This window comes from Pseudomonas sp. WAC2, assembly GCF_030403525.1.
GTDB lineage: Bacteria > Pseudomonadota > Gammaproteobacteria > Pseudomonadales > Pseudomonadaceae > Chryseomonas > Chryseomonas luteola.
This window is the reverse complement of the sequence record NZ_JAUEPD010000002.1, coordinates 1-22,179: the sequence shown is the minus strand read 5'-3', so window position 1 is coordinate 22,179 and position 22,179 is coordinate 1. Positions and strand designations below refer to the sequence as shown.

Here is a 22,179-nt window from a genome sequence, read left to right as displayed (position 1 = left end):
CTCAAGCCATAAGAGCGGTGGCGGTTCACCCTGTAGGCATCTGTCTATTGCCAAAGGGATAACGACCATGGGGCATCAAGCGATCAACTGGCGCGGCGTCTTTCCGGCTGTCAGCACTCAGTTCAAGCCTGACTTTTCTCTGGATCTGGACGCCACTCACCGCGTGATCAGCAATCTCGTGGCGGATGGTGTGTCCGGACTTGTAGTGTGCGGCACCGTTGGAGAAAACACTTCGCTTACCACGACGGAAAAGCTATCGGTCATCGAGACCGCCAAGGCGGCGGCGGCCGGACGCGTACCCGTGATTGCCGGCGTAGCAGAGTTTACTACCGCCTTCGCGCAGAAGATGGTTAACGAGGCGCGCTTTGCTGGCGTGGACGGTGTGATGGTTATGCCCGCGCTGGTCTACTCTGCCAAGCCCCACGAAACCGCCATGCACTTTCGCAGCGTTGCGACTTCGACCGATCTTCCGGTCATGGTCTACAACAATCCGCCGGTGTACAAGAACGACGTTACGCCGGACATCCTGGCCTCGCTCAAGGACTGCGAGAATATCGTCTGCTTCAAAGACTCCTCTGGTGACACTCGCCGCTTTATTGACCTGCGCAACGCTGTAGGTGATCGCTTCGTACTCTTTGCCGGCCTGGATGATGTAGTGCTTGAAAGCATTGCTGTAGGGGCCGTCGGTTGGGTATCCGGAATGTCCAATGCGTTTCCCAGGGAAGGCGAAACCCTGTTCCGCCTCGCCATGCAAAAGCGTTTCGACGAAGCCCTGTCGCTCTATCAATGGTTCATGCCCCTGCTACATCTGGACGCCCGCCCTGACCTGGTCCAGTGCATCAAGCTCTGCGAAGAGATACTAGGCCGTGGTTCAGCCGTCACCCGCCCTCCTCGCCTGAGCCTCGAAGGGGCTGCCCGTGATGAAGTGAAAGCGATTGTGGACAACGCGCTGACCCAACGTCCTGCACTGCCTGACGTCGGGCTTTAAGCTGCGTCGCTGGCAGCCTGCCGAAACTGCCGGGGCGTGAGTCCCGTCAGTGCCTTGAACTGGCGGCTGAAGGCGCTGTGATCGGTGTAGCCGCACTGCAAGGCAATATCGGTGATCGGCATCGTCGTCGCCAGCAATTGGGAGGCTTTTTCCAGACGCACCTTATGGATCATCTGGCGGGGCGTGAGATGAAAGATCCGCTTGCAATAGCGCTCCAACTGAGCCACGGAAAGCTCTGCGATGGCGGTCAGCTCTGCCAGTGCGATCGGACGGGTGTAATGAGCACGAATGTGTTTATCGACCGCCGCAAGCCGTTGATACGCCGGGTGGTTATCCTGCGCGGCTTGCAAGTCATAGGAAATGCCAGCCATGCCCAACACCTGCCCTGAATGCCCTTTCAAGGGCAGCTTGTAGGTCAGACACCACCCTGGCTCACGACCGTTGTAAAAATGCAGCTCAAGCTTGTCCTCGATGATCGCTCCGCGAAGCACCTCGTGGTCCTGCTCGGTATAGAGCGGTCCTAGATTCGCCGGAAAGACCTCAGCGGACGTCTTGCCCAAGAGAGGCGCAACCGTCTTGAATCCACACCGTCTCGCCAACGTCAGGTTGGCCAAGAGGTAACGTGCGTCTAGATCCTTAATAAAGAAGACCACATTGGGAATCGCATTGAGAAGCGGAGCAATCAGCGCAACGCTGTTAAGCAAGGTTTCTAAGTCTTCAGGGCGCTCTGCGGCAAGCCCCTCACACCAGGCTGTCATCTGCTCAGGAGCAAAACCTGGAGCCTGCCTGTCGCGTTCGGCTATAGGAGACATCATCTGAAGCATGAGCACCTCTTATGAGTGGTGGCGCGAATGCGCTCAGGATATATCCGTCTCTGAGCATGCCATAAGCGTCTCGACCCGTGCAGGGACCAACGGAATACGGGGCTCCGGCAAGGCCCAGCCAAACAATTCGCGAGCCGCCGTGCCACAGACACGTCCCTGGCAGGCTCCCATACCGCACCGGCTCTGAAGCTTTGCCGCATCCCATCCTTGCTCTCCCACCAGAGCAGACAGGGCGACATCCTCGCAGCGGCAAATCAGCGTATCCGCACGGGCCAGTTGCCTGACCTCAGGTCGCAATCTGAAATGCGCTTGCACATGTCGGGCAAACCGCTGCCAACGCTCGCGACGTATGAACAGAGTCTCTGCCTGTTCAACCTTGCCAATAGCCGCCAAACCGGCGATTTCGCCCTCGATCAACGCCAACTCACTACCACCAACGCCTGTACATTCACCGGCCGCATAGAGACCTGTCTGGCTCGTCTGCTGATAGCGATCGACCGCTACAGCATCACCCTCAAGCTGACACCCCAGATGACTCGCCAGTCCAGTATTGGGCACCAGACCAAACCCACAGGCCAGACGCGTACAGGGTACGACCTTATCATGGCCACCCTGGCGAATACGCACAGCCTCCAGACGATTATCCCCCAGGGCCTCAACGACATAATTCGCCCAGCGGTAGTGAGTCGAGAGCAACCTGAATGCCTGGGTGAGCTTGTTAGGCCAGCGCAGCAACCCGGTACCGAACGATATAACTTGCTGACGGGCCGCCTGTTCATAGACGCCTGTAAGCACAGCGCCGGCTGCTCTGGCCGTTCCGGCAGAAGCCAGCAATAACGGACCGCTTCCTGCTACCACCAGCCGCTCACCTGCCACAGGTGCGCCCCCTTTGATCAAGGCCTGCAACGCTCCGGCGCCCGTCACGCCGGGTAATGTCCAGCCCGGAAACGGCAACAGCAATTCCCGTGCGCCACAGCACAGGATCAATTGCCCATAGTCCAGCCGGCAACCTGACTGTGCATCCTCCAGTAACAAGGCCCCTGGTGCCAACGCAGCTACGATGCGCGTTCCTGCCAAGTACCGAACATTAGGCTGAGATAAAACCTTTCGATAATCCTGCGCCAATATGGGCAGTACCACTCCTGGCCCGTCGCGCCATATCTGGCCGCCTAGCCGGGGGTTATCATCGATGACCACAATGGAGCGCTGGCTGGCGGATGCAGCCCTGGCTGCTGCCAGACCTGCCGGCCCAGCGCCTACGATAGCGATATCACAAGACAGCCTGTTCAGCCCCGTCATACCGTACGCTCTACCTGCATGCCCTCACGGCACAGCGTCTGGCAGGCCAGCTGCCGGCGACCGTCAATCGTTACCCGACATTCCTGGCAAATACCCATTCCACAAAACGGTGCACGTGGCTGACCTGTACAGGACAGCCGTGCCACCGGTGATTCGCTCAATGCCAGCAAGGCGGCAACTGTCAGTCCGCCCGTAACGACTATAGGTTGCCGGTCGAGATACACCGTGATCATGCCGTTGCCTCCTGGGTGGTGGAAGCCGCATTTACAAAGCGCTCAGGCCGGAACGGAGTGGAATCGAGAGGAATCGCCTCACCTAGTAACTGAGCAGCGATCATCCGTGCACTGGCTGGTGCGGTGGTAACGCCCAGCCCTTCATGGCCCAGCGCCAGCCATAGGCCCGGTTGACCAGGATACTGTCCGAGCAAAGGCAAACCATCCGGTGTTGCAACACGAAAACCTGTCCAGCTGCGAATGGCATTCAACTCGCCCAAGGCGGGTAAGTAATGCTGTGCACGCGTGAGCATACGACCTAGCACATCGAATTCGACGCGCTTATCCAGGGTATCGAATTGTCGGGATGAGCCGATCAGCAACTGTGCTGTAGGCCTTGGCTGCACATTGAACGCGACGGAGGTTCCATCACTGGCGTGAGCGCTGGCAGCATACCCAAGCTCCACCAGTTGATGGGTGACACAGGCGGGGTATCGGTCTGTAATCAGTAAATGGCCTTTCTTCGGCCTTAACGGCACCTCCGGGAGTAACCGGCAGGCACCCAGGCCATTGGCAAGCAGAATAGCGGGTGCCGTCATCCAGAGACCATCGCTCAGACATAACCGATTACCCTCGACCCGGATGACCTCCTCCTCCTGAACGGTGATTCGATTGCCGTGCTGGCCGAGCAGCCAGCGCGCGGTTGCCGGAGCGTAGAGGATCCCGTCGTCACCCACCTTCAGCGCACCTGCCAGATCAGAGCGCAGCATCGGCTCTAATTGCCGTAGCGAAGAGGCAGTGACCCAACCCGACTGAACGCCATGCTCAGCCAGCCTGGCTTGCTTTGCCTCTGCTAACGCGCACTCATTATCGTTCGCCGCCAGCCACAGTGTCCCGCAGTTACGATAGGCGCATGCTTCAGGCAAGCGCTCACGCAACGCATTCCAGAGCTCTATGGAATAATGACTGAGCGCAAGCTCGGCAGGACTGTCATCCATGGCAACCAAGTGGCCCATCCCCGCGCCGGTAGCACCACCGCTTCGATTGTCGATGACCCGAACGCACAAGCCTCGGGCAGCCAATTCATAGGCACACATAGCCCCTACGATACCGGCTCCCACGATAACAACATCTGCCGCAGCGGTGCGTGCCAGAAGGCTCACAGCCGAATTCCCCAGGCGAAGGGATCAGCCTCATCAATCAACAACGTGGCCTCGGCGCTGATATGGGCAGTGCCTCGAATAGTGGGAATGATCCGCTCCCCTTCCCACGCATAACTGGCCTCGAAAAGGCTGCCGATCACGCTGGCCTGCCGCCAGAGCTCACCCGGCTGCAGATGCCTATCCGCAGCAAGGCAGGCAAGTTTGGCGCTGGTTCCTGTCCCGCAGGGCGAGCGGTCATAGGCTTTGCCTGGGCAGAGCACAAAATTGCGGCTGTCCGCGCATTCATCGCCTCCAAACAGCTCGATGTGATCGATCACACCGCCGTTTTCGCCGCGTACGCCTTGCGCCTCAAGCGCCTGCCGTACTGCCCAGCTGTACTCGGTCAGCGCGTCAAGGTTGTCGCTGTTCACCTGCAGGCCATGATCGGCAATCAGATAAAACCAGTTGCCACCCCAGGCAATGTCACCCCTCACTATGCCCAGGCCGGGCACCTCCAACGGAACATCCTTGCGATAGCGGTACGCAGGTACATTCCGCACGCTGACGGAAAGGTCCTCATGCAGCGTTGCCTCTACTGTCCCTACAGGGGTCTCGATCCGGTGCCGCCCTACGTCAATCCGACCGAGATGATAAAGCGATCGCACCAGCCCAATCGTGCCGTGCCCACACATCCCCAGATAGCCGGAGTTGTTGAAAAAAATAACGCCGGCGCAGGCCTCAGGATCTACCGGCTCGCACAGGAGCGCACCCACCAACACATCGCTCCCACGGGGTTCAAGCACGCAAGTAGCCCGCCAGTCATCGTACTCATGCCGCAACAGTTTCAACCGCTCCGCCATGGGGCCTTTCCCCATATCGGGAAATCCCTCGATGACCAAACGAGTCGGCTCACCGCCCGTATGGGAGTCGATAACCTGGATACGTCTCATGGCGCCACCTCCGCAAAAGAGGCTTACAGCGTGGCGTGTCAACGCAAAATCGGCTTGGTATTTTTCGCTCGGCGGGAGGACGAAATCAGCACAATTAACTGAGTGATATACAGGAGCGGCACGCCTGTCTTGTCTAACCGTATTAATGAACTGCTCCGCCATAAAGACGGAGCAGTTACTGCAAACAAGAGAGCTAGGCCTTTGCAAGGTAAACGTCAAACATACTCACGTAGGCTGAGCGCTTCAGAAAGCGGATCTAATTGGAAAGGCCAGCAATCCAGTCAATCATATCGGTATTGTCATAGTTGCCAGAGTGAGGTTGGCTCCAGGCAATTTTGTAATCTACGTTCAATCCTCGATTCTGCAGGGCGATTGCCAGGTTGGCCGAGACGAAGGGTGAAGAATCGCGATCATAAGAGCCCACCCGAATACGCCAGTGCTTGGCCACCGAGCTTGTTCCGTACACAGTGGCAGCATAAGGATTCACATCAATACCACCATGCCCGTTGTACCTCAGTACGTAGTACATCGGGTTCATCATGGCGGCCCAACGGGCAACGTCACTGCGTACGCGGAAGTTCTTGATGCTGGTATAGCCCTCAACTTCGCTCAAGCCGGCCTTCGCAATCGCGTCCTTAAGGTTCGGGTCAAAATGATTCCAACCCTCGGCAACGGTAATATCATTCTTCAACGCGGCAGGATCGGTATTGAACAGATCCATCTCACCCGTCACGTTGTAGAACCCGTTATCGAACGCACCGACCGGCTTCATACGGTTCATGTAGACGAGAAGGTTTTTCCAACTCTTCAGGGTTGCCGTGCGGGTATTTGCATTCCACGTAATGACGCTATCGGGTGTCAGGCCCGATTTGACACCGTTTACCGTCTCGGCAGTTGCCATATAGGTCTGACCAGCCTCATTCAGGCTGCCATCTGCGCTCACATAACCGGAGTCAATAATAAAACGCGTCGCAGATGCACTGAAAAGACTGTACACGTAGTTTCGATAGGAACCGCCCGCTACCGCATCAGGGCTGTAGCTGTTCAGCTTGAGCGGTACACCCGTATCAGGATGCTTCAGTCCTAACCGGTTGAGATAAGTTGGATACATCTGCGCCATGACCGCAGAAAGGCGCTGATCATTGTTACTGAGCGTGATTGGTGCCGTACGGCCAGGATTAGCCGTAGTAATGCCAGAGCCATAAAAAAAGTACTCATAGGCCGCATTGGCATTATCCAAGTCTGTGATCGGGCAGAACGGCGAAGCGGCATACACGCTATCACTGCTGGGTGCAGCACCGATTTCATCTAGGTACGGCTTGAAAACAGCACTGTCTCCAGTAGTGCCCAGCAGCGAGGTCATTGCCCCACCGCCACTGGTGCCGCTTACTACGATCTTGTTGGCATTACCTAACATGACCGAATCGTTGTATTTCAGATATCGCACCGCTGCCTTCAGATCCACAAGTGCAGCCGGGCCATTACCGACCTCTGTGGTCACGCCATTGACAAGCATGGTGGTATTACGGCCCCGGCCAGCCGGAGACACTACGACAATGCCTTTGGACAAGGCCAAGGCGGCGGCAATAGCTGAGCCTGAACCACTACCTGAAGAGTTGACATTATCAATAGTGACATCCGCGGGTGTCAGGAGATCGAGCTCCATGTAGCCACCTGTATTAAGCGGCATGAAGATGGGGGAGCCTTGCGTAGCATTCGCAGGGATATAAATGCTCATGACCTGTTTGGCAGGATCATTGGGCTTGGCAACATAGCTCACCGTATAGGCAGTGTAGGTGACGGTCTGCCCATACACAGTGACCTGCCCCACTGTTCCGCCACTGGCAGGATTGAAGCGAAGCGAAGCCTGATGACTACTTGCATGGGCAGACATAGCCGCCATTACACCAAGCATGCCGCACAAGGCCAATGTGCCAGCGCGACGCTTCAAAAAGGTACTCCGCATAGTGCTCTCCTAACGAGGTTTATTATTGTTTTCCCACAATGAGGTCTTACTGGCTGTAGCTATACAGTTGAATCGTGGGGCAACTATGTCAAAGGCTTTGCAGGCATAGTGCTCCATGATCCCGGCTACAGTAGAAGCCATCCCATACGCTGTAATCCAAGCATGGGAATTGCGAGACAGGAGTACATTCGGATTGTTGAGATATGCCTTTTCCTTATCGGCATCTGCAGTAAAACACTGTTCCAAGGGTAAAGGGCTTGGTGCTGCCTCACCGCTTCATAACATGAAACCTATTGGCCTATCCTTCTGTTGAGTCCTGATTCAAAGCCGCTCTACTCCAAGCTGCCTCAACCGGCTCAGCGTCCGGGCAAAATCCACAGTGGCATCCCCGGCCAGCTCATCCATAGGCACTTCGCTGGATAGGATCAGAGTCACGCCCCGGTCGTAAGCGATATCCACCAGGTTTAAAAAACGCTGTCGAACGGCATCAGACTGGCGCGCCAGGCAATCAAGCCCGCTGATGCCAACGTGCGAAAAGTGCTCGACAATCCAGAGGTAATCTAAGGTCGAATGAGGCTGCTCACAGAGGTCGGCAAAGTCCAACCAGATCCGCTTCCCCTCATACGCGCGCACCGAAAGGGGATGATGATTGACGTCTAGGGTAGCGTCCGTCGTAGCGGCAGCAGACAGGTCCAGCAGTGTTTGCAAACGCTTCACACCGCCCGCCGACGCTGGCCAGAGGTAATACCCCCATAGGGTCTGCTCGTCGCTGCGCTGCCGATAATCGACCTCGCCGTTGATGGCAAGCACATCGAAGCGCTTTTCGATCAATGCAATGATCGGCTTGAAGCGCTCTCGATACAGCGGGTTTGGGCACAGGCCCTCCGGCTTGTAATTGGATGTCATCACCAGCCCGACACCCTCATCTACCAGCACCTTGAGCATACGACCCAACAGCATGGCATCGCCAATGTCATGCACATGAAATTCATCAAAGCACAGCAGACGTACTTCCCGAGCGATTTCCCGGGCTACCTGTGCCAGAGGATCGGCTTGGCCGGCATAGTCACGCATCCGCCGCTGCAACTCCTGCAGAAAGGAATGAAAATGCACGCGACGCTTTTCCGTAATGGGGACGGCCGTATAGAAGGCGTCCATGACAAAGCTCTTGCCTCGCCCTACATCGCCCCAGATATAGACGCCCGCAGACGGCTTTTTAAACCAGGATTTACGATCGGCCAGAAAGCGATCAAGCCAGTCAGCCAGATGCACCAATGCCGCCTCTTGGGCGGCATCGGCCTGATAGTGACGGGCGGCCAGTTCGGCAGCGAAATGTTGCCGAATTAACTCGCCCACGTTGAGCGGTTCAGATGTAGCCATCAGAAATCGAAAAAGACAGTTTCCTGCGGACCTTGCAGATGCATGTCGAAACGGTAAATCACTTTGCCGTTTTCTTCAAAGCGCTTGGCGATCAGAGTCGGCCTGCGAGGTGGCTCGACAAGGTTGAGCACTGGACAAATCGCATTGGCTTCCGCTTCGTCCTCAAAGTAGATACGGGTCTGCAGATGGATATTGATGCCACGGGCAAACAGCGCCAGATTGATATGCGGCGCCATGGGCCTGCCCTGGCTGTCCATCACCTTACCCGGCTTTATCGTTTGCACCGACCACTCACCGGCATCAAAGGTAGTAGCCGTACGGCCAAAGCTGTTAAATGCCTTTTCCGGATGATAAACCGGATCGTAGACACCGTCGTGATTGGCTTGCCAGACCTCTAGAAAGGAGTCTCGCACCAGATTGCCGTTGCCGTCAAACACTTGCCCCGTCAGCATGATGTGCTGGCCTGGCGCATCCGGCTTGGCAAGATCATTCCAGATTTCCATGTCACGCGTCGGATTACCAGCTGCGGCCAGCGCAAGACCGATGTGAACGTAAGGGCCTGCGGTTTGTGAAGGCGTCTCTGGCAGAAATGTCGTAGTCATGATCGCCTCCTCACAGGTTCTCGAAATGGGTTTGACGTGCGCCACGCGTCACAATGTCAAAACGGTAAGCCAAGCAGTCCATCGGGTTAGCCATGGTCATGTCCAGGCGTGCAATAAGTGTCTGCACGGCCTCCGGGTTTGCAATCGACTTCACGATCGGGCAGATCGGTATCAGCGGATCACCTTCGAAATACAGCTGCGTAATCAATCGAGTGGAAATCGAAGGTCCCATAACCGAAACATGGATATGGGCAGGCCGCCAATCATTCACCCCATTACGCCACGGATAAGGCCCCGGCTTGATGGTACGGAATACATAGTTGCCATCATTGTCGGTCAGGGTACGTCCTACACCGCCAAAGTTGGGATCGAGCGGCGCCAGGTAGACGTCGTTCTTATGGCGATACCGTCCACCAGCGTTAGCCTGCCAGATCTCTACATACGTCTTCGGTACGGGCTTACCAAACTGATCGACTACTCGTCCAAACAGAATGATTCGCTCGCCCTGCGGCAAGCCCCCATTATTGAAGTTCAGCAGCAGATCGTTATCGTGCTTGCCCAACTGAAGATGAGAAAAATCCGGACCGGTACGTTCAGAAACCGTTTGCTGAATGCTGACCAAGGCCTGTCGGGGTGAACGGGGTACAGACGACTTATAACCAGGCGTATAGGCATGGGAATGCCAGTTACGGTCACGGGCGACAAAGCGAGTGTCATTGGAATTATTATTCATGGCTTTACTCCACTAAGAGCCTTACCCATCAAAAGGGTTGCCCGGAGTGTGGCGCAATGCCGCAGGCCAGCCAATTGAAATGACGGCAATCATTCATAACCAAATGGTTATGAAGCTGATCGCTCGGCAACCAGCTCGCTGGCGACTTCCCGTAGAACCTCACAGAACCATTGCGCCGCCAGCGGAAGCGTTGCCGTATTATTGCGGCACAAGCCAATCGAGCCACCCGGCTCCTGAACGCCTAGAGACAGCTCAGCCAGCACACCAGCCTTGATGTCGGTCTCCACGGCATCCAGAGGCGCAATCCAGACGGCATCACTTAACAGTACATAGCGCCGGCTCAGCGCTGGCGAAAGCGTCTCCAGCCGCTGCGACATCAGGCTGATCCCACACTGCACCAGAAAGCTTTCGGCGTACTGACGAATTGTGGTGCCCGTCAACGGAAGAACCCAGGGATAGTCCGCCAGTCGTTGCCGGTCAATTCCAGTCGCTGTTTGCAACGGATGACCGTTTCGAACCACCAACGTCATCGACTCGCTATACAGGTGCTCGAAGTTCAGGCCGCGGATTTCAGGGTTGTCCGTCATGCGCCCCACCACAATATCCAGTTCACCTACTCTCAGTTTATTGAGTAGATAGGTACTCATGCCTGTCGTAACACTGATGGTGAGCCCGCTGTGGCGTTCGTGGAGTCGCCTGATGACCTCCGGTATAACCAGACTTTCCACTGTCGAAAGTACACCGACCCGTACCTGGCCACCCTGCATCCCGCCGCTGCGTACCGTATTGACCCCGTCTCGCAATGCCTGGACGCAGGGGCCTGCATAACGCATGAAGGCCTGACCGGCTTGCGTCAGCACTACGCCATTCTTGTCCCGCTCGAACAGGCGCGCCTCAAGAATGCCCTCAAGCTCCTTAAGGGTCTTGGAAATGGCAGGCTGAGAAACCGACACGGCATGGGCCGCCTTGGCGAAACTGCGGTGCTGAGCCACTTCAATAAAGCACAGGAGATGTCGAAATTTAATACGGGTATCGATGTTCATATCGCGCCAGCGTCAGGAGCAGACTGCCATTGTTAACCTCAACCCGTCGGCAAGTCACTCGACCCAACTGCCATACCCGGTAAAATGACCGTCCCACGCCCTGCTGCCAGATAAGCCCCTCAGCTCATGAAGAAAGTGTTGATCGTTCTGCTACAAGGTTACCAGCTCTTCATCAGCCCTATGATTGGCCCACGCTGCCGTTTCTATCCCTCCTGCTCGCATTACGCCATTGAGGCCCTACAGACCCATGGCGCTTTGCGTGGCAGCTGGCTGACCATTCGCCGTTTGTTGCGCTGCCACCCGTTTCATCCGGGCGGTATCGACCCTGTTCCTCCCTGTCATTGCAAAACCCAGGATAAACACTCGAACCGCTGCCACTAATACGAGATCAGCCTAGTTCCTCTCCTATTTAAAAGGCGAGCAATTTCACCCTTTAGAGCGATACCCAAGTGGCCCGCCCTGCGCGATAACGTAGTACGAAGCGCTATTGAGGAAATAGCCATGAACGTACTGCAGCGGATCAGTTTGAGGTTTGCGTTGCTGGTTTCATGTCTCGGCTTTTCCATCGAGACGCCCAACGCGGCGGACCTGCTCAATAACTTCGATCTTTCTACGGTCTCGGATGTAGCCGCCCGGCAGGCCCAGGGTTCCCTTGGTCAATCGACTGCCGACCGCATAGCGGCCACCGTTATCCAGCAGGGCAGCGACAGCCAGGCCTTTCTCACCCAAACCGGATTAGGCAGTCAGGCACTTATCCAACAACTCGGTAGAAATCATCAGGCAGCCATGCTGCAAAGTGGTACAGAGCTGACCGCTGTCATTCTGCAAAGCGGCCAGGGCCATAACGCTTCTATCATTCAGCGAGGCTCGGCTAATCAAGCCGCTATCCATCTGTATGGCGCCTATAACGAAGCGCTGATCGACCAGAACGGCACCGGTTTACAGGGCAGTATTATCCAGTTCGGAAACAACCAGAGCATCACTGTTCAACAGCGCTAGCGGCTCAATGCCGCTTGTTCATGAAGTCAAAGGACGATGTCATGTGCAAGGTCCAATCTATTCCTGTGCTCTCTCCCGATTCCCAGCCGGCAGAGACTTGTTTGACAAAGGTTAGAATAAAACCGCATCCCGCCCTAGCTCACTTCTACAGCTCGCTTACAGGCAATGCTCTGTAGCGTTCGGCTGTCTGCCTGTTAGAGCTGTATGGCTTTTACCTTCCCGATAACTACAAGGAGCACGTCATGTTTATGGTGAAACCTAGCGTTGCGGCTGCTTTGTCCAAGCTTGGCCTGCCTGCCCTAGCCGTCATTAATAATGCAAGCCTCAACCAGGCAGGCAACAACGCTTTCCTCCCCGAGAATGGGAAAGCCCTATCGTAACCGCATCGATTACGGGCAATGGCAACACGCTTTCCCTGGAGCAGCCAATCGTGCTGTGTCGATCAACACTGCCACGGTAGAGGAGCAGAGAATAAACAATCAGGCCATGCTGACTCAGAGTGGCAATTTTAACGATTTGGACTATCGTCAGGAAGGCAATGGCACCAGCCAGCGATCACCCTGAATGGACAGGAGTTGCGCCGCTCTGTAAAGCAGCGCCTGCTGTTGGCCATACCAGAGAATTAAGTCTTTTTTATTTCGCTTTGATTAAAGTTTCAATCTTTAGATTGATAGCGAAGCGGGAACCCGTCAGCAAAACTTGTAAGTGCTAAACAGGAGTTAGCCATGACCATGTTGCAACGACTGCTTTCTCAAACGGCCCTGGTAGTAAGCTGCCTTGCAGCGCCACTGTCTTTACAGGCTGCTGACCTGCTCGATAACTTCGATATTGCCTCCTCATCGACAGATTTGGCTGGCACACCCGAGGTACGTGCATTGGCTGCCGCCTCGGTCAATGGTCTCGTCGCTCAGGTCCAGCAGAATGGCAACAGCAACCAGGCCACCTTGAGTCAGCAAGGGCTTAACTCCCTGGCAACCATTACTCAACAGGGTAATGACCAGCAGGCTTATATTCTGCAGCAAGGCTCAGACCTGGCTGCCGTCATCAAGCAGGTAGGAGAAGCCAATAGCGCACTGATCTCCCAGACCGGGTCAGCAAATGCTGCTGTTATCAGTCAGTACGGCAACGGTAACAATGCTGCCATCGAACAGAATGGTACTGGTCAGCAAGCCAGCATTATCCAATACGGAAACAATCAGAATGCTGTCATTCGCCAATACTGAGCCCAAGGAGCCATCAATGCTTAGCAAAAGCCAGATCAGTTAACGCCTCTTGATGGTAGAGGTTGGCTAGGTGTACCGTTCATCGGGCCTGGCCAGCTCTAGATCCGCCTCCTCCGGCAGCCATGGATTAATCCCTCTATGGCTTAAATGCCCCATCTTTTCAATCTTTTGGTTGATACCCAGTTTCGCCTGTACGGCCAACAATCCGCACAGCGCTATACAGGGATTAGCCATGAATTCGCTGCAAAGATTGTGCTCAGGACTTGCGCTCGCCTTTTCTGGCATGAGCCTCGTTGTACCGCCGCTCCAGGCGGCTGATCTGCTTGATAATTTCGATATCGCCACGACGACTTCAGACCTTGCCGGTACGCCTGACCCGCGCGCACTGGCAGCTACAGCATCGGCTGGCGGATTGGTTGCTCAAATCCAGCAGAACGGTAACAACAACCAGGCCACCTTAAGCCAACAAGGCCTTAACTCACAGGCGCTCATCTCACAACTTGGTAACGATCAGCAGGCCTTTATCCTTCAGCAAGGGGCTGACCTCTCCGCAGTTATTACCCAGGCTGGTTATGGCAACACGGCTTCCATTACCCAGATCGGCTCGGCAAACGTCGCACTGATCAACCAGTACGGCGCTTATAACAGCGCTTCCATTGAGCAGAACGGTACCGGTCAACAGGCCAGTATTACGCAATACGGTAATAACCAAACCGCAGTGGTACGTCAGTACTGATAACAACGGATGTTTAAACATCACGCATTAGAACGTCGACATTTTCATTTCTCGTTATTGTGATTACTACGAAGGGAATAATCATGCACAGCTTCAAGCCTCTTGCTGCCGCCATCCTGATCGCTCTCAGCTCACACGCCTTTGCTGAGATGAACTCTGCTGAAACTACTCAGGATGGAGACAACAACTCCATTACGACCGAACAAATCAACGGCACTCAAAACAGCAAGAGCATTCAGGAGCAGATCGGTAATGGTAATGCTGCAACCCTGACCCAGAGCGCTGCCCTGAATAGCACTTCCTATCAGTACCAGGACGGATCAAATAACGTTGCCAACACTGCACAGGAAGGTAGCGACAATTACTCGAGCATCTATCAGGAGGCTCAGGAGAGCAGCCAGGTAGCCGTAACACAAACTGGCGACACCAACTCGTCTACGGTTTATCAGTTGACCGGCAACGGCAACCAAGCCCAGGTTGTCCAGCTGGGTAACAACAACGTGGCTGAAGTCACCCAGGGTGGTGGGGTTGCTTACGGCATGTCCAACAGCAGCGTGGCTACCATCGACCAGAATGGCAACGACAACTCCCACATCGTAAACCAGGATGGCTATGCCCATCAGCTGAGCGCTACCGCGACCGGCAATGGCAACCAGGTTGAAGTAACGCAAAGCGGTATGACGGCTTCTGCAACACTGGCCCAGACAGGCGATAACAACGCCATTACCCTGACCCAGACGGGCGACGGACAAACAGCTACCGTTACTCAGGACGGCACTGCCAATACCGTGGCCATGGTCCAGGATGGGTACAGTGGTCCAGACTTCGCCACTATCTCCCAGCGCGGCGATAACAACGCTATTACCAGCTTCCAGGATGGTAAGTTCAACGAATTGTATTTTGATCAGAACGGCACAGCCAACACGCTGAGCGTTTCCCAGATTGGTCGTGGCAACAACTTGACTGGCGCCACTTCAGGCACCAACAATTCGGCTGATGTAAGCCAGAGCGGCGACAGCAACTACACCAGCGTTACTCAGGATGGCAGCGACAACATCGCTACCGTTCAACAGCTGGAATCGCAGCTGGCCGCCAATGCCGTTGTCTACCAGTCCGGGGTAGCTAACCAAGCTGCTATTACGCAGCGTGGTGAGTTTGCCATCGGCAACTCTGCAACCATCTCGCAGACGGGTACTGGTAACAGCGCTGTCATTACCCAGCAGTAAGCGCTTGCATCTGAGCAGTACCTTGGACGCCCTCATTTAGAGGGCGTCTGCACAAGGAGGTCAAAGATGCGCTACTCTGATCTCCAGCCTGTTCATATGATCGTAACGTAGACTGACATGCCTGGACTCTTCGCCCTGCCTATGACTGCCATGTTACTTGCCGCCTCGACTCCACCTGTAGAGGCCAATCTGAACCTGAGTGCAATTTCACCACAGCAAGCCTCCATAGAGCTCTGTTTCAAAGGCAGCGGGCAAGCCGTACGGTTTGAGATGATTGTTCAGGCCAGTGGCAAAGCCGGCAATAACCGATCCCGCCAAGCTGGTGAGGTCAAGGCAAGCGAAGACGGAGCCTGCCCTGTACGTAACAAACTGGGCTTCGCCCCTCAGACAATGGTCAGTGCTCATTTGAAATGGTGGGTCGATGGAATTGAGCAACCTGAAGTCCATAAGCAACTAGGCGACTCTCTGCAAGAAAACAAAGACACCCGCGCCTAAGCACGTAGCGAGTATTATTGCTTCAGCAACCGCAACGTTTGAGCGTCCTCCTGGCCATTGAAATACTTGATCAACGCCGCCTGATAAGGGCTCTGCTCCCCTGCAACGTGTGCGAATAACGTCATTGATGAATGAAATTTCAAATCGTCAGGATGACCAAAAATCTGCGCTACCGACGCCCCTTCCAGGCTATTCACAATCTCACAACACGTTTTCAGCCGACTCCCTAGAAGCTCATGCTCAAGGTAGGCAGTAGCTTCATCCAGCCCGGATATGGCATACCGCCTCGCCATGGCGCTATGCCCAAGTCCTTGCAACTGCGGAAATACGAACCACATCCAGTGGGTACGTTTATGACCTGAGCGGAGTTCTGCAATCACTTGTTGCCAAACAGTCTCTTGAGCGCTCACGAAGCGTTGCAAATCATGACGATCTGACATGTGGATTACCGTGAGCGCTGCGACTGTGGATCCTCTGGCTCGTTGAATTTGGTACGGCGCTGCTCTCCTCCCTTCTCATTCTGGGACTTGTTCACCTCACCTACCTTGCTGGCTTCCTCGGGCGTTTCCGCCGTGCTGCGCTTCGCATGTTCGTCGGCCATGATGCACCTCATTGATTCAGTACGTACTGCTTAGGCAATATCCTCAGCCAGTAGTGCCCAACAGTTGAAGAGCAAATTCAGTCATCGAAACCCACCTGCTCATGCATTTCATCCACTTTCATTTCCAGGCGGTAGGCCAGAGCAATGAACAGTGCCTGGCAAAGGCATAGCGTTGCGCTCAGGGAACGAAAAGCGAATGCACTGCCCTCGTTGACCAGCAACAATGCGCTGGCTCGCTTGGCCAGGGGTGACAACTGGCTGTCTGTAATGATGAGCGTCTTAGCTTGATTATGCTGAGCGATACGTACGCACTGCTGGCTTTCCTTGCCATAAGGCGTAAAGCTAATGGCTACGATGAGGTCGTTGGCTCGTACGCTACGCATCTGTTCTCGATAGCTACCGCCAAGGCCAGACACAAGATGAATACGCTTGTTGGTGTGTTGCAGGTTATAAACAAGGTAGTGCGCTACCGCAAATGAACGACGAACCCCCACTACATAAATGTTCTCCGCATTGACCAGCAGGTCGACCGCTTTCTCGAACGCCTGATCGTCCAGCTCATCTCCCAATCTATCCAGTCCTGAACGTGTGGCACTTATGCATTCACGTGCCAAATCGCTTCCGGCAGCCGGTTGAGACTTGTTGGCGATCATTCGCCGGATACGCTGCTGATAGTTCTGGACAGGTGTTGCCTTATGCGTATAAGCCTCACGAAATAGGGATTGCATTTCACTGAAGCCTTTGAAGCCGAAACGCTGAGAGAACCGTACGATTGCCGAAGGGTGTACTTCGCATTGGCGGGCAATATCGCTAATACGATCAACCATGACACGATCACTTTGCTGGCTCATGTAGGCCGCTACACGCTTGAGCTGACGAGGCAGAGACTCGTACTCAGCCGTAATCATCTGCTGCAGAGTTTCCACACTAGTAGGCGCTACAAGGGAAGAGCTTGAAGAATCAGTATTAAGCATTTCGAATCCTTTAGATGAATCGTTACAGCAAGCACTTAGCGAAACCAGACGCCAACGTAGTCGAAAATGCTTTCATTCTTCAGGAATATTTGCAAAAGAAAGGAATTTAAAGGCGGCTCGCTTCGTTGTCATTCGCCGGAATATCAGCTTAGAACATAGGATTATTTTTCTAAACAAAATTTTTTAGAAAAATAATTTATTGACTTGTTCTGGACTAGATTATCGCTGTACAACCAGCTGAACAGGGGCCAGCCGTACTTCAAATGCTGTAAAAAAATACAGCTGACTATAAGGCTCGCTTTGCGCAAGTCTCCAAAGCTGTTTTGAAGACGATAAAGCCAAATGCGAAACTGAATACTTAGGTTCCACCGCACGCATCAGCGCATAAGTTATGCACCGCATATCGCGCAGCACTGCATCAGAAACAGGCGCTGCTGCTTTTACAGTGATACGCGTAAGCTGCTCGCCTGTAGTCTCTACTGACATGTCAAAGCTGGACGCGCCCCGAGCGGAATATACCCACCCGGCCTCATCCTTCATTGGGTGTGGCGCTCCCAGCATCAGGGCTTTGCAGCTAGGCAGCACCGCTAAATAGGCAGGAATTCTCCGTTCGAGCTGCGCCTTGTCCAATCCAAGAGACAAAGGCGCAGCCTCACTGACGGTCGCTAAGACAATACTGCCAAGAAGCCACACCCCTAGCCAGTTTAACAATGACATATCAGGCGATAGTGTCGACAACACCACCATCAACACGCAACGCGGCACCCGTTGTCGCTGAAGCCAGAGGAGAAGCTGTGTAGACAACCAGATTAGCGACTTCCTCTGTAGTTGCTGCACGCTGGAGAATGGAGCTAGGTCGGTTTTCCCTTACAAAATCAGCGGCCACCTCCTCTAGAGTCTGACCAGTACGCTCGCTCGCCTCCTTGAGCATCTCCGCTACGCCTTCAGAAAGCGTTGGACCTGGCAGAATGGAATTAACTGTCACGCCTGTACCAGCCATCCGTTTGGCCAATCCACGCGCCACGGACAGGTTGGCTGTTTTGGTAAAGCCGTAATGAATCATGTCGGCCGGAATATTGAGCGCTGATTCAGAAGAAATAAAGATTACGCGCCCCCATTGCCTCGAGACCATGCCAGGCAAATATTCCCGAGAGAGCCGAACGCCAGACATCACGTTGACCTCGAAAAACTCCGTCCAAATATCATCGCCCGTTTCAAAAAAGTCTCTAGGCCCGTATATACCCGTGTTGTTGACTAGAATATCAACCTCAGGCTCAGCAGCTTTCAATACAGCACATCCGTCAACGCTCCCGACATCCGCAACCACTCCACGTAATGTCGCATCCGGTACGTACTGCTGCAGGAGACTAACCGCCTTATCTACTGATGGAGCCGATCGACCGTTTATAACTACAGTCGCTCCTGCCTGAGCCAATCCTTTCGCAATAGCGAAACCAATACCACGAGTAGAGCCGGTTACGATTGCCGTTTTACCAGAAAGATCGATCTGCATGAAAAATCTCCAGACACGTTAAAAGAGCCAATGAGCACAACGGCTAGTCCATTATTCGAGTCTGACGAAAAATCCAGCGCAAAGGTCCCTGGCGCCGCTCAGGCTGTTGCAGCGTTCATGGCTGCCTTGAGCAACTCACGACCCTCCAACGATCCTAAGGCTTCAACGACACCGGGAGTAAACACGACCTGAATCTCATCGTCACTGGTCTTCCAGCGCTCTAGAACCAATAGGGTCGCCTTTGTACCGTTGCGATGCATCAATCTCAAAGAGGCCTTTTGTAAGAAACTCAGCTGGGCCTCTAGCTGCTCTTGATCTTCTAGGCTGTCAGGTTTGATCGAGACGACATTGCTGCTCAACGGTGCGATCTCCAAGTCAGAAATAGATGTGGTTGTTTGCTCCAGCACAAAGCCGAATCGTCCAGCCCAATTGAACGCAGGATAAAATTGTCCTGATGTTCGGCAGCTATAAATGGTCGCATAACACAAAAAACAGATTCAAACACTTCGGATGGATGTCACCACACTGCTAGCTCATGAGTCTTACCAGGCTTATGCGCGGGCTAGCAGATTAGAGGTGCTAAAGGTTTCTACAGCAATGATGCTAAAAGAAGCCGATAAAGAATGATGAGGCGTTTGCTGAAGTGCTGTTTGCAGAACCGTTTCCAGCCTGGCGATGTTACGTTGGCTACAAGGCCTAAGCGACCCAAGAGGCTCAACAGCGGCTATTACGGTAGGAGAAGGATCATTGGTAACATGATGCAATTACAATGGATCAGTCGGCTCGGCGGCGATCCTCTTTTTCTTCACGGGCACGTCGCCATGAAGCCATATCAACCACACGCGGGTCATTGAGCATTGGCGCCTCAGGTACCGCATAAGGGGCAAATTCAATAAGCCCTAAGCGGTAACCAAACAGCACTACCTTACCTGCCAGACGCTGCTCGCCAGTAGCGGTAAATTCAAAATCATAAACGCGAGCAAACCGCTTGAAGCCTTTAGCATCGCGCATAAAAGAAAACCGGCGGAACGCTACATTCTCATCCAACAGCTCTACATCACGCTTGCGACAATGCTCTTTGGCCAAAGCGAGCGCACGTTCACGCAAACCATGGGAATGCCATAGCCAAGCGCAAGCTGAGGCCACCAGAAGAAATCCAAAAATGTTACCTAAGGTCAGCATGAATAATCACCTAAACCAAGCCGTCCCAAGCGCTTCAATACCAAGAAAGCCATTCAGCCCCTGCTAGCTTATTGCTTAGCCCCAACGCCCATTGAGGGTGCCTCAGGCTCATGTAGCAAACGTATGTTGTCACGCTCGCTCTTGTACAAGCTTAGCGGAGTAATTTCCTTTGCGCGCAAAGGCGCCTGCTGTTGGTTCCACACGTAATAGAACACATTCAATGCCAACAGGAAAACGAAAAGCCATCGCATATTTATGAGTCCACAGGGCAAGCCAAGGCCAAACCGTCAAAGACCAGATCAGGCACAACACGAGAAGTGGGAATGACGTCTTTTACCAGCTCAGCGTCTCCCCCTGTAAGAAAGACAGCAAAATCAGCCCCTAGCAGCTCAAGGGCTAAATCATATTGCATCCTCACAAATCCGCGGAGCATATACACGCATCCGCCCTCAACAGCATGCATCGTATTTCTTCCAGGCAGAGGATGCCCGTTGGTGGCCTCAAGTTCTGGGTTATAGCGAATTCGACGAGTATGCGTCTGCAATTCTCGACGCATGAGTGGAATCCCCGGACAGATGAAGCCACCCGCATGCTGTCCAGTCTGATCAACAAAGTCTGAAGTAACGGCGGTTCCCAGATCAATCACGACACATGCTTTGTTACCCGCCAGCTTAAAGCCGCCTAAAAGGGCAAGCCAACGATCCATCCCCAGGCGTTCATAGTCTGAATATCCGTTCTTTACACCAAGAAACGATGCTACGGGTTTTGCCTGCTGACATGAAAAACCAAACGTGCTGTCTAGTCGTTCAATTAAGCCTGTAGTTTCCAGATCGCTACGAACGCTGACAAGCCGACCATGGCTGAGGGAGAGGCTTTCATGAGATTCAAGCGTTACAAGCAACTCATCATCAGAATGAGCAATACCACTGGCAACAACGCCATCAATTTTAGATAGAACGCGCCATTTGATCAGGCTGTTGCCGCAGTCAAGCTCAAGAATCATTACGCAATCTCAAACTGAGCTCACCGCCATTAAAAGACTTTTCGTAGCCATTAACATTTAATCTAAGTGATCCATCCAATCCAACACCCAGCACCTTACCTTCGATTTGATTGGCACCGGCAGAAAGAATCACCTCTCGTCCCTGCCACAAATGATTGGCTTCCCATGAATCCTTCAATGCAGCAAAGCCATGTGATTGATGCAGTTTCAAATAATCACTTAACTCATGCAACACATTAGAAGCCAACTGGTTTCTATCAATGGGCCTACCGAGCGCCTCGTATAAGGAAATCCATGGTTGATCGATATTGTCTGCATTTCTCATATTCACATTCAAGCCAATGCCGATAATTGCCGTACAGCTATCAGCAGGATCACCTGACAACTCGATAAGAATGCCAGATAGCTTGCGTCCAAACAGGAGAATGTCGTTAGGCCACTTTAAACCAGCATCAACTAAGCTGAGCTTTTTTAGTGCTGAAGCAACCGCAAGCCCCACTACCAGACTCAACCCTTCAAGCTGCTTGATACCACCATGAATGGTAACAGCTGCTGTCAGGTAGAGATTTTTTGCGTATGGACTAACCCAGGCCCTTCCCCGACGCCCTCTGCCAGAGGTCTGGTGCTCAGCCAACAGCACGAAAGGCGCGTGGCCACGCTGCCCCATGACACGCCGCAGCGCCTCAGCATTCGTAGAGTCAATCGTATCCAGGATTTCTATTGGCCACTCATCAAAGTCTATCCGGCTATTTGCCAGCAGATTGAGAGGTTCAGCGAGACGGTACCCTTTTCCAGGTACTTTAAAAAAAGATAAACCTGTACGTTGCTCTATTCCTTGCAGCTGCTTCCAGACGGCACTACGGCTAACACCTAGAAGCGCCCCCAACTCTTCTCCGGAATGAAACTGACCATCAGCAAGGCATTCAAGTAGTAGGGAAACAGCCATATTTTTTATCCACACAAAGCAAAACCCCCGGGCGGTTAGGCCTGGGGGTTTTGGGTATAGGTGCTTGACGATGACCTACTCTCACATGGGGAAACCCCACACTACCATCGGCGATGCATCGTTTCACTTCTGAGTTCGGAAA

28 protein-coding genes are annotated in these 22,179 nt (G+C 53.8%); 9 read left to right on the top strand and 19 right to left on the bottom strand.

Annotated features, from left to right (window positions below; genetic code table 11):
- Positions 1 to 67: 67 nt before the first annotated feature.
- Complete coding sequence (locus QWJ10_RS04130) at positions 68 to 988, top strand: dihydrodipicolinate synthase family protein (RefSeq protein WP_019364291.1); 921 nt, start codon at positions 68 to 70, stop codon at positions 986 to 988.
- Here QWJ10_RS04130 and QWJ10_RS04125 read toward each other — a convergent pair.
- The 10 genes from QWJ10_RS04125 to pcaQ all read right to left on the bottom strand — a co-directional run bounded on the left by QWJ10_RS04125 (position 985) and on the right by pcaQ (position 11,139).
- A complete protein-coding gene (locus QWJ10_RS04125) occupies positions 985 to 1,746 on the bottom strand; it encodes an AraC family transcriptional regulator (protein WP_202801398.1) in 762 nt (253 codons plus the stop codon). The genes QWJ10_RS04130 and QWJ10_RS04125 overlap by 4 nt on opposite strands.
- Before the next feature lie 99 nt (positions 1,747 to 1,845).
- The gene (locus QWJ10_RS04120; RefSeq protein WP_289924554.1) at positions 1,846 to 3,111 is read right to left on the bottom strand and encodes an FAD/NAD(P)-binding oxidoreductase; all 1,266 of its coding nucleotides are present in this window, start codon (positions 3,109 to 3,111) and stop codon (positions 1,846 to 1,848) included.
- Positions 3,108 to 3,344: a 2Fe-2S iron-sulfur cluster-binding protein gene (locus QWJ10_RS04115; RefSeq protein WP_019364288.1), complete on the bottom strand. Its 237-nt coding sequence runs from the start codon at positions 3,342 to 3,344 to the stop codon at positions 3,108 to 3,110. Before QWJ10_RS04115 ends, QWJ10_RS04120 begins: the two co-directional genes overlap by 4 nt.
- Positions 3,341 to 4,477, bottom strand: a complete 1,137-nt coding sequence (locus tag QWJ10_RS04110; RefSeq protein WP_289925038.1) for an FAD-dependent oxidoreductase — start codon at positions 4,475 to 4,477, stop codon at positions 3,341 to 3,343. Before QWJ10_RS04110 ends, QWJ10_RS04115 begins: the two co-directional genes overlap by 4 nt.
- A gap of 5 nt (positions 4,478 to 4,482) precedes the next feature.
- The gene (locus QWJ10_RS04105; protein ID WP_289924553.1) at positions 4,483 to 5,415 is read right to left on the bottom strand and encodes a 4-hydroxyproline epimerase; all 933 of its coding nucleotides are present in this window, start codon (positions 5,413 to 5,415) and stop codon (positions 4,483 to 4,485) included.
- 256 nt (positions 5,416 to 5,671) lie between these two features.
- Positions 5,672 to 7,381, bottom strand: coding sequence for a subtype B tannase (locus tag QWJ10_RS04100; protein ID WP_289924552.1), 1,710 nt, complete (start codon positions 7,379 to 7,381; stop codon positions 5,672 to 5,674).
- Between the two features lie 321 nt (positions 7,382 to 7,702).
- Positions 7,703 to 8,761 carry a cell division protein ZapE gene (zapE, locus tag QWJ10_RS04095; RefSeq protein ID WP_019364284.1) on the bottom strand — a complete coding sequence of 353 codons (1,059 nt, stop codon included), beginning with the start codon at positions 8,759 to 8,761 and terminating at the stop codon, positions 7,703 to 7,705.
- Positions 8,761 to 9,363, bottom strand: a complete 603-nt coding sequence (gene pcaG, locus QWJ10_RS04090) for a protocatechuate 3,4-dioxygenase subunit alpha (protein WP_019364283.1) — start codon at positions 9,361 to 9,363, stop codon at positions 8,761 to 8,763. The genes zapE and pcaG overlap by 1 nt, the downstream gene beginning before the upstream one ends.
- Before the next feature lie 10 nt (positions 9,364 to 9,373).
- Complete coding sequence (pcaH, locus tag QWJ10_RS04085) at positions 9,374 to 10,096, bottom strand: protocatechuate 3,4-dioxygenase subunit beta (protein WP_289924551.1); 723 nt, start codon at positions 10,094 to 10,096, stop codon at positions 9,374 to 9,376.
- Positions 10,097 to 10,203: 107 nt separating this feature from the next.
- On the bottom strand, positions 10,204 to 11,139 hold the full coding sequence (gene pcaQ, locus QWJ10_RS04080; protein ID WP_125887805.1) for a pca operon transcription factor PcaQ: 936 nt from the start codon (positions 11,137 to 11,139) through the stop codon (positions 10,204 to 10,206).
- A 126-nt stretch (positions 11,140 to 11,265) separates the two neighbouring features.
- Between pcaQ and yidD the strand changes: the two genes are divergently transcribed.
- The 8 genes from yidD to QWJ10_RS04040 all read left to right on the top strand — a co-directional run bounded on the left by yidD (position 11,266) and on the right by QWJ10_RS04040 (position 15,818).
- A complete protein-coding gene (yidD, locus tag QWJ10_RS04075) occupies positions 11,266 to 11,520 on the top strand; it encodes a membrane protein insertion efficiency factor YidD (RefSeq protein WP_122041835.1) in 255 nt (84 codons plus the stop codon).
- 120 nt (positions 11,521 to 11,640) lie between these two features.
- The gene (locus QWJ10_RS04070; RefSeq protein ID WP_289924550.1) at positions 11,641 to 12,138 is read left to right on the top strand and encodes a hypothetical protein; all 498 of its coding nucleotides are present in this window, start codon (positions 11,641 to 11,643) and stop codon (positions 12,136 to 12,138) included.
- A 242-nt stretch (positions 12,139 to 12,380) separates the two neighbouring features.
- The gene (locus tag QWJ10_RS04065) at positions 12,381 to 12,518 is read left to right on the top strand and encodes a hypothetical protein (RefSeq protein ID WP_019364279.1); all 138 of its coding nucleotides are present in this window, start codon (positions 12,381 to 12,383) and stop codon (positions 12,516 to 12,518) included.
- A gap of 55 nt (positions 12,519 to 12,573) precedes the next feature.
- Positions 12,574 to 12,702 (top strand): hypothetical protein, encoded by a 129-nt coding sequence (locus QWJ10_RS04060; protein WP_289924549.1) that lies wholly within the window; start codon positions 12,574 to 12,576, stop codon positions 12,700 to 12,702.
- 161 nt (positions 12,703 to 12,863) lie between these two features.
- Positions 12,864 to 13,361: a hypothetical protein gene (locus QWJ10_RS04055; protein ID WP_019364277.1), complete on the top strand. Its 498-nt coding sequence runs from the start codon at positions 12,864 to 12,866 to the stop codon at positions 13,359 to 13,361.
- A 232-nt stretch (positions 13,362 to 13,593) separates the two neighbouring features.
- Positions 13,594 to 14,097: a hypothetical protein gene (locus QWJ10_RS04050; protein ID WP_026003746.1), complete on the top strand. Its 504-nt coding sequence runs from the start codon at positions 13,594 to 13,596 to the stop codon at positions 14,095 to 14,097.
- An 83-nt stretch (positions 14,098 to 14,180) separates the two neighbouring features.
- Positions 14,181 to 15,323: a hypothetical protein gene (locus tag QWJ10_RS04045; RefSeq protein ID WP_122041829.1), complete on the top strand. Its 1,143-nt coding sequence runs from the start codon at positions 14,181 to 14,183 to the stop codon at positions 15,321 to 15,323.
- Between the two features lie 141 nt (positions 15,324 to 15,464).
- Complete coding sequence (locus QWJ10_RS04040) at positions 15,465 to 15,818, top strand: hypothetical protein (RefSeq protein ID WP_289924548.1); 354 nt, start codon at positions 15,465 to 15,467, stop codon at positions 15,816 to 15,818.
- Between the two features lie 14 nt (positions 15,819 to 15,832).
- Here QWJ10_RS04040 and QWJ10_RS04035 read toward each other — a convergent pair whose 3' ends face one another.
- The 9 genes from QWJ10_RS04035 to birA all read right to left on the bottom strand — a co-directional run bounded on the left by QWJ10_RS04035 (position 15,833) and on the right by birA (position 22,037).
- The gene (locus tag QWJ10_RS04035) at positions 15,833 to 16,258 is read right to left on the bottom strand and encodes a DUF1810 domain-containing protein (RefSeq protein ID WP_289924547.1); all 426 of its coding nucleotides are present in this window, start codon (positions 16,256 to 16,258) and stop codon (positions 15,833 to 15,835) included.
- 5 nt (positions 16,259 to 16,263) lie between these two features.
- On the bottom strand, positions 16,264 to 16,419 hold the full coding sequence (locus tag QWJ10_RS04030) for a hypothetical protein (protein WP_019364271.1): 156 nt from the start codon (positions 16,417 to 16,419) through the stop codon (positions 16,264 to 16,266).
- Between the two features lie 77 nt (positions 16,420 to 16,496).
- Complete coding sequence (locus QWJ10_RS04025; protein WP_289924546.1) at positions 16,497 to 17,393, bottom strand: MurR/RpiR family transcriptional regulator; 897 nt, start codon at positions 17,391 to 17,393, stop codon at positions 16,497 to 16,499.
- Positions 17,394 to 17,612: 219 nt separating this feature from the next.
- Positions 17,613 to 18,146 (bottom strand): hypothetical protein, encoded by a 534-nt coding sequence (locus QWJ10_RS04020; RefSeq protein WP_162997600.1) that lies wholly within the window; start codon positions 18,144 to 18,146, stop codon positions 17,613 to 17,615.
- Positions 18,112 to 18,906, bottom strand: a complete 795-nt coding sequence (locus QWJ10_RS04015; RefSeq protein WP_074825128.1) for an SDR family oxidoreductase — start codon at positions 18,904 to 18,906, stop codon at positions 18,112 to 18,114. Before QWJ10_RS04015 ends, QWJ10_RS04020 begins: the two co-directional genes overlap by 35 nt.
- Positions 18,907 to 19,004: 98 nt before the next feature.
- Complete coding sequence (locus tag QWJ10_RS04010) at positions 19,005 to 19,313, bottom strand: hypothetical protein (RefSeq protein WP_125887813.1); 309 nt, start codon at positions 19,311 to 19,313, stop codon at positions 19,005 to 19,007.
- A 367-nt stretch (positions 19,314 to 19,680) separates the two neighbouring features.
- Entirely contained in the window at positions 19,681 to 20,088 is a 408-nt protein-coding gene (locus QWJ10_RS04005) for a DUF3301 domain-containing protein (RefSeq protein ID WP_010795495.1), read from the bottom strand.
- A gap of 253 nt (positions 20,089 to 20,341) precedes the next feature.
- Entirely contained in the window at positions 20,342 to 21,091 is a 750-nt protein-coding gene (locus QWJ10_RS04000) for a type III pantothenate kinase (protein WP_289924545.1), read from the bottom strand.
- Positions 21,081 to 22,037: a bifunctional biotin--[acetyl-CoA-carboxylase] ligase/biotin operon repressor BirA gene (gene birA / locus QWJ10_RS03995; RefSeq protein ID WP_289924544.1), complete on the bottom strand. Its 957-nt coding sequence runs from the start codon at positions 22,035 to 22,037 to the stop codon at positions 21,081 to 21,083. Before birA ends, QWJ10_RS04000 begins: the two co-directional genes overlap by 11 nt.
- Between the last annotated feature and the right edge of the window lie 142 nt (positions 22,038 to 22,179).

What these genes read in the sequence shown, in the direction of transcription:
- QWJ10_RS04115 (WP_019364288.1), bottom strand. Translation starts at nt 3,344, where the DNA reads ATGATCACGGTGTATCTCGACCGGCAACCTATAGTCGTTACGGGCGGA.
- QWJ10_RS04070 (WP_289924550.1), top strand. Translation starts at nt 11,641, where the DNA reads ATGAACGTACTGCAGCGGATCAGTTTGAGGTTTGCGTTGCTGGTTTCA.
- yidD (WP_122041835.1), top strand. Translation starts at nt 11,266, where the DNA reads ATGAAGAAAGTGTTGATCGTTCTGCTACAAGGTTACCAGCTCTTCATC.
- QWJ10_RS04025 (WP_289924546.1), bottom strand. Translation starts at nt 17,393, where the DNA reads ATGCTTAATACTGATTCTTCAAGCTCTTCCCTTGTAGCGCCTACTAGT.
- QWJ10_RS04125 (WP_202801398.1), bottom strand. Translation starts at nt 1,746, where the DNA reads ATGACAGCCTGGTGTGAGGGGCTTGCCGCAGAGCGCCCTGAAGACTTA.
- QWJ10_RS04055 (WP_019364277.1), top strand. Translation starts at nt 12,864, where the DNA reads ATGACCATGTTGCAACGACTGCTTTCTCAAACGGCCCTGGTAGTAAGC.
- QWJ10_RS04015 (WP_074825128.1), bottom strand. Translation starts at nt 18,906, where the DNA reads ATGCAGATCGATCTTTCTGGTAAAACGGCAATCGTAACCGGCTCTACT.
- QWJ10_RS04120 (WP_289924554.1), bottom strand. Translation starts at nt 3,111, where the DNA reads ATGACGGGGCTGAACAGGCTGTCTTGTGATATCGCTATCGTAGGCGCT.
- QWJ10_RS04035 (WP_289924547.1), bottom strand. Translation starts at nt 16,258, where the DNA reads ATGTCAGATCGTCATGATTTGCAACGCTTCGTGAGCGCTCAAGAGACT.
- zapE (WP_019364284.1), bottom strand. Translation starts at nt 8,761, where the DNA reads ATGGCTACATCTGAACCGCTCAACGTGGGCGAGTTAATTCGGCAACAT.
- QWJ10_RS04000 (WP_289924545.1), bottom strand. Translation starts at nt 21,091, where the DNA reads ATGATTCTTGAGCTTGACTGCGGCAACAGCCTGATCAAATGGCGCGTT.
- QWJ10_RS04065 (WP_019364279.1), top strand. Translation starts at nt 12,381, where the DNA reads ATGTTTATGGTGAAACCTAGCGTTGCGGCTGCTTTGTCCAAGCTTGGC.
- pcaG (WP_019364283.1), bottom strand. Translation starts at nt 9,363, where the DNA reads ATGACTACGACATTTCTGCCAGAGACGCCTTCACAAACCGCAGGCCCT.
- QWJ10_RS04050 (WP_026003746.1), top strand. Translation starts at nt 13,594, where the DNA reads ATGAATTCGCTGCAAAGATTGTGCTCAGGACTTGCGCTCGCCTTTTCT.
- QWJ10_RS04030 (WP_019364271.1), bottom strand. Translation starts at nt 16,419, where the DNA reads ATGGCCGACGAACATGCGAAGCGCAGCACGGCGGAAACGCCCGAGGAA.
- pcaH (WP_289924551.1), bottom strand. Translation starts at nt 10,096, where the DNA reads ATGAATAATAATTCCAATGACACTCGCTTTGTCGCCCGTGACCGTAAC.
- QWJ10_RS04005 (WP_010795495.1), bottom strand. Translation starts at nt 20,088, where the DNA reads ATGCTGACCTTAGGTAACATTTTTGGATTTCTTCTGGTGGCCTCAGCT.
- QWJ10_RS04045 (WP_122041829.1), top strand. Translation starts at nt 14,181, where the DNA reads ATGCACAGCTTCAAGCCTCTTGCTGCCGCCATCCTGATCGCTCTCAGC.
- birA (WP_289924544.1), bottom strand. Translation starts at nt 22,037, where the DNA reads ATGGCTGTTTCCCTACTACTTGAATGCCTTGCTGATGGTCAGTTTCAT.
- QWJ10_RS04100 (WP_289924552.1), bottom strand. Translation starts at nt 7,381, where the DNA reads ATGCGGAGTACCTTTTTGAAGCGTCGCGCTGGCACATTGGCCTTGTGC.
- pcaQ (WP_125887805.1), bottom strand. Translation starts at nt 11,139, where the DNA reads ATGAACATCGATACCCGTATTAAATTTCGACATCTCCTGTGCTTTATT.
- QWJ10_RS04105 (WP_289924553.1), bottom strand. Translation starts at nt 5,415, where the DNA reads ATGAGACGTATCCAGGTTATCGACTCCCATACGGGCGGTGAGCCGACT.
- QWJ10_RS04130 (WP_019364291.1), top strand. Translation starts at nt 68, where the DNA reads ATGGGGCATCAAGCGATCAACTGGCGCGGCGTCTTTCCGGCTGTCAGC.
- QWJ10_RS04040 (WP_289924548.1), top strand. Translation starts at nt 15,465, where the DNA reads ATGACTGCCATGTTACTTGCCGCCTCGACTCCACCTGTAGAGGCCAAT.